This window comes from Phycisphaerae bacterium, from assembly GCA_035384605.1.
In the GTDB taxonomy this organism is placed as follows: Bacteria; Planctomycetota; Phycisphaerae; order UBA1845; family PWPN01; genus JAUCQB01.
On the sequence record DAOOIV010000201.1, the window covers coordinates 1 to 4,529 of the forward strand.

The 4,529-nt window shown below is 60.0% G+C and carries 5 protein-coding genes; 1 reads left to right on the top strand and 4 read right to left on the bottom strand.

Features of this window, described 5'->3' with window-relative positions; genetic code table 11:
- Positions 1 to 204: hypothetical protein (locus PLL20_21610; GenBank protein HPD32597.1), on the bottom strand; the 204-nt coding region annotated here is incomplete at its 3' end.
- Between the two features lie 525 nt (positions 205 to 729).
- Here PLL20_21610 and PLL20_21615 point away from each other — a divergent pair.
- Entirely contained in the window at positions 730 to 2,262 is a 1,533-nt protein-coding gene (locus tag PLL20_21615; GenBank protein ID HPD32598.1) for a B12-binding domain-containing radical SAM protein, read from the top strand.
- Between the two features lie 186 nt (positions 2,263 to 2,448).
- On the opposite strand, the gene PLL20_21620 is transcribed toward PLL20_21615, so the two are convergent.
- From PLL20_21620 to PLL20_21630, 3 genes are all read right to left on the bottom strand, one after another.
- Positions 2,449 to 2,679, bottom strand: a complete 231-nt coding sequence (locus tag PLL20_21620; protein ID HPD32599.1) for a type II toxin-antitoxin system RelE/ParE family toxin — start codon at positions 2,677 to 2,679, stop codon at positions 2,449 to 2,451.
- Positions 2,680 to 2,759: 80 nt separating this feature from the next.
- On the bottom strand, positions 2,760 to 3,020 hold the full coding sequence (locus PLL20_21625; protein HPD32600.1) for a type II toxin-antitoxin system ParD family antitoxin: 261 nt from the start codon (positions 3,018 to 3,020) through the stop codon (positions 2,760 to 2,762).
- Positions 3,021 to 3,276: 256 nt separating this feature from the next.
- A partial coding sequence (locus tag PLL20_21630) for a sulfatase-like hydrolase/transferase (protein HPD32601.1) occupies positions 3,277 to 4,529 on the bottom strand: 1,253 nt, incomplete at its 5' end.

Genomic DNA, 4,529 nt, shown 5'->3' on the forward strand with positions numbered 1-4,529 from the left:
CATCTTCGCCGGCGGGTTCATCGTGAGCCGCACGCCTCGGCTGGACGCAATGAAGCGATCGTCAACGAACAGTTGCTTGCGCGAACCCACGTCTATCGCCCGGGAACCGTCCTGCGCCGCCCCGCACAAAACCGGACCCACAACGGTGGCGACGATCAGGCAAACCAGGAAGAACGGCCACGTCTGTTTCTTGCCGCACCGCATTGTTCATTCTCCGCAGTCAATCAGTCCTGTGTTGAAATGGTCAATCGGGCTTCGCCCCCGACGGTACACCCATACCACACGTCCGGTGCCGCGCCGTGTTCAGCACGGTGCGCCGCTGTCAGCCGGCTACGCGCGGCAGCCTTACCGCCCCGAGCCTGTACCGGGACCTCATAATTGCTTCCGAACAGGCACACCCACACGTCGGTTCAAAACGGGGCATGCTGTTCCTCCGGTTCTTGGGAACTCCCGCGCACCACGAGGCACAGACAGACCATATCCTCGCCCGTCGGGGCGGTCAATGAACGAACCTGCTCGGCGATGACGGGCCGAGACCCTTTAAGTCCTTATGCACTAAATGGTTATGTTGTGCGACAACCACCGGGTTCGCTTACCCGGGGTTCCGCAAACCCATGCGCTGCAAAAAGTGTTCAAGCACGCGAAGCGTGCTATAATAGTCGATAGCCCTGTTGCCGAGTCAGTCGCGACTTGGAGCAGCGGCGGCTCGTTCATCGAGGCAACAACAGAATGCCCACCGCAGTTGAGGAATTCGCAGTACGGGTTGCACCCAGTACCGGCGAGAAAAGAAGAAAAGTCCTGCTGATCTCCCCTGCCACACCCGATACGTTCTGGAGCTACAAGCACGTTCTCCATTTCATCTCCAAGAAGGCGGCGTTTCCGCCCCTTGGACTGCTGACCGTGGCGGCCATGCTCCCGCGCGAGTGGGACCTTAAACTCGTGGATTTGAACACCGGCCGTCTCACCGACGAGCAGATCGAATGGGCCGACTATGTTTTCGTGTCCGCGATGATCGTACAGGCCGATTCGGCCCGGCAAATCATCTCCCGGTGCCTCGACAAAGGAAAGACGGTCATCGCCGGCGGACCGCTGTTCACCACCGGCCACGAGCAGTTTCCCGAAGTGAAGCACTTTGTCCTCGGCGAGGCGGAAAACGTCATGGCCGATCTTGTCGCGGACATGACCGCGGGATCATTGAGACGGTTTTACCAATGCGGGGAGCGGCCGGACATCACGCATACCCCCGCGCCGCGATGGGACCTGATCAAGCTCAAGCAATACGCCCTGATGCCCGTTCAGTTCTCGCGGGGCTGCCCGTTCAATTGCGAGTTCTGCGACATCATCATCATGAACGGGCGCGTGCCACGCACCAAGACTCCCGCGCAGATGATCCGTGAACTGGAGAGCCTCGTCGATGTCGGTTGGAGGGAATCCATCTTCATCGTCGATGACAACTTCATCGGCAACAAGGTCAAGGTGAAGGAGTTCCTACGAGCCCTGATCGCCTGGAGCCGGCGGCGGGGCGTGAAGTTCCAGTTCACGACCGAGGCGTCGCTGAACGTGGCTGACGATCCCGAGCTCCTGCGTCTGATGGTCGAGGCGGGGTTCAAGAAGATCTTCGTGGGCATCGAGACGCCACAGGAAGAAGGACTTATAGAGTGCGCAAAGGCCCAGAACACTCAACGAGACCTCCTCGCCTCGGTAAAAACCATCCAGAAGGCAGGCATCGAGGTTATGGGCGGTTTCATCCTCGGTTTCGACAGTGACAAACCGAACATATTTGAGCGGCAGATCAAGTTCATTCAGGAAGCCGGGGTGGTGACGGCCATGGTCGGCCTGCTGCAGGCCCTGCCTGGAACCCAGCTTTTCTCGCGACTCGAAAAAGAGGGTCGCATTTTGAGCCAGGCCACCGGCAACAACGTGATGGCCGCCCTCAACTTCATCCCGAAGCTGGACCGAGAGCTGTTGATCGAAGGCTATCGCTCGCTGGTCAAACGACTGTACAGCCCCCAGATGTACTACCGCCGAATCCGGGCGTTTCTCTCCGAATACCGTCCCCAGGGTCCTCGTTTCCGCCTGTCGTGTCGCGACATCAAGGCATTTCTCAAATCGCTGTGGATCATGGGCATCTGGAGCCGCGGGCGCCGTGAGTACTGGAAGTTCCTGAGTCGGGCGGTGTTGTTTCACTGGCGAGCGTTCCCCGAGGCCATGACCCTGGCCATCATCGGACATCACTTCCGCCGAGTGGCGGCGACGCTGTAGGAAGCGCGCTCGGTGCGGACACATCAACTTTGTCGAACGATCTCGCGTCGCCAAGTTCGTGGATGATCTTGCCAAAGAGGGAATTCAGCTTCCGGACCGCCCTCCGGATCAGACCTTCAAGATCCCGGACTGGATGTCGACACGCAAGTAGGCTTATGCACGAGAGCGGCGTTGTTCGCCGATCACCTACCCCTTCAGATGCTCCTCGATGTCCTGAGCACCGTGCAGGACCCGGACGACATCGATGCCGGTAGCTGTATGCAGATAGAACGCAACGTAACTATCGAAAGGCGTGATAAGGCAGGAGCGCAGGCCAGCCAATCGCGGGTCCTCGAATTCACGCAGGCGACCAAGCGCTGGCATCCTGGCCAATTCGGCGAACACGCGCTCCGCGGCAGCCAGAAACCTCCGTGCCACAAGCGGATCATCCTAGCCAAGGAAGACGGCATGCTCGATCAAGTCACATTCGGCCTCCGGCCGTATGAGGGCAGGAAGGCTCACTGCTGCTCCTGGCCGCCCAGCCGTTTGTCGACTGCTTGGCGGATTGCGTGCCACTGCTTGTCGGTCAGGGGTACCGCCGTGCCGCTGTTCAGTCCTTGCAGGAGCGTCGTTTCGAGCTTGCGTTTCTCTTCCTGTCGGACTGCTTCGCGGATCAAGGCCCGGACATACTCACTGGCGGTGCTGTATCCCCCGTTGGCCACCTGCTGTTCGACAAAGGCCCGCATCTCGTCGGGCAGTGAAATGTTCATACTCGTCATGGCGTAACCTTTCTTGCCACCACCGAATGACACACATAAATTATACCGTTCTCGACAAGAAATGGCAACTCATGTTATAAATTGACCGGGACCATCCTCTTTCGCCAAGCACGTCCGATAAACCACGTGCCCAACCCGGTATCCTGTTGAAGACACACCCGCTTGGCGGCAGGTCGAAAGGCATTGTGCGTGTTGCGGCCGCAGGTTTGTCGACGGGCCCGCCCAGTCGCAGAACCGGCCCGACGCACAGAGACTGTTACTGTCGCGGCGGTGGCACGTTGCGGGGCGCGATGGCCCAGTCCAGCAGGTCGATCCGCGCCAGGTTGCCCGGTATTCGTTCGTTCCGAGGCGGAATGCGCCGGTACCAGTTGACCAGTTGATCGAGCAGGGCGGAAACGACGGGGCGGTTGGCCGGGTCGTCCGCGATATTGTGCATCTCCTCCGGGTCGGACTCGAGGTCGTACAACCAGACGGCCCTGCCCAGCTTCGGATCGACCGGCTCATAGCCCAACCAGTCAACCTCCTTGGTGTCCGTGCGATAGATCAGCTTGTGCCGATCGGTCCGGATCATCGCCTGCTGCGTCGGCTGGTACTCGCTGAAGACCGCGTCCCGCACGCCGGCAACATGGCCTTCGAGAATGCGCCGCAGCGAAACACCGTGGAGCACGCGATCGGGCGTCGGAGACGACTCGGTCAGCAGATCGAGGTAGTCGAGCACCGTCGGGACAATGTCGACGCCTTCGACCAGCGCCTTGCTTGACCTGCCGGGCACGATTCGATCGGGAAGGCTGATGAGCAGGGGAATCCGCACCGCTCGCTCGTAAAAGCAATGCTTCTCAAAACGCCCGTGTTCGCCAAGGTGATAGCCGTTGTCGCCCAGGTAGATGACCAGCGTGTTCTCGGCCAGTTCGAGCTCCTCCAGCGCCGACAGAAGCCGCCCGACGTTGTGATCAAGGTAGCTGACCGCCGTGTAGTAGCTGGCAATGATGCCCTGTTTCTCCTCGCGGGTCAGATCGGTGAAGATCTTGGGAATCTGCCCTCCATCTTCCGGGCCGGGTTCAGGCACCGGCATCTTGCGGGGATCGTACTTGCGGTTGAATTCGACGGGAAACTGAAACGGCGAGTGCGGTTGGTGAAAACCCACCTCAACAAAAAACGGCTCGCCGGCGTGTTTCATCATGAACTCGATCGCCTGACGGACGTACCAGGTGTCGGGCATCTCATCGTCGTATCGGTCCATCGGGCGGTAGAACGAATTCAGCCAGATGCGGGCCGGGTCTTTGAACGGCCTCCAGACCGGCAGAAAATCCATGCCTTCCGGCAGCGGCTTGTCGCCCCGTTGGCCGTGCTCCCTCCAAAATTGCTCCGGCCGGGCGTATACCTCGAAGCCGTGCATCTTGTCGGAATTGAAGTGCATCTTGCCGAACGCACCGGTCTTGTAGCCGGCCTCGCGGAGCCGGTCCGCCAGGGTGATGGTGTCTTCGGTCAGCGCGTGGTTCAGAAGAGTGA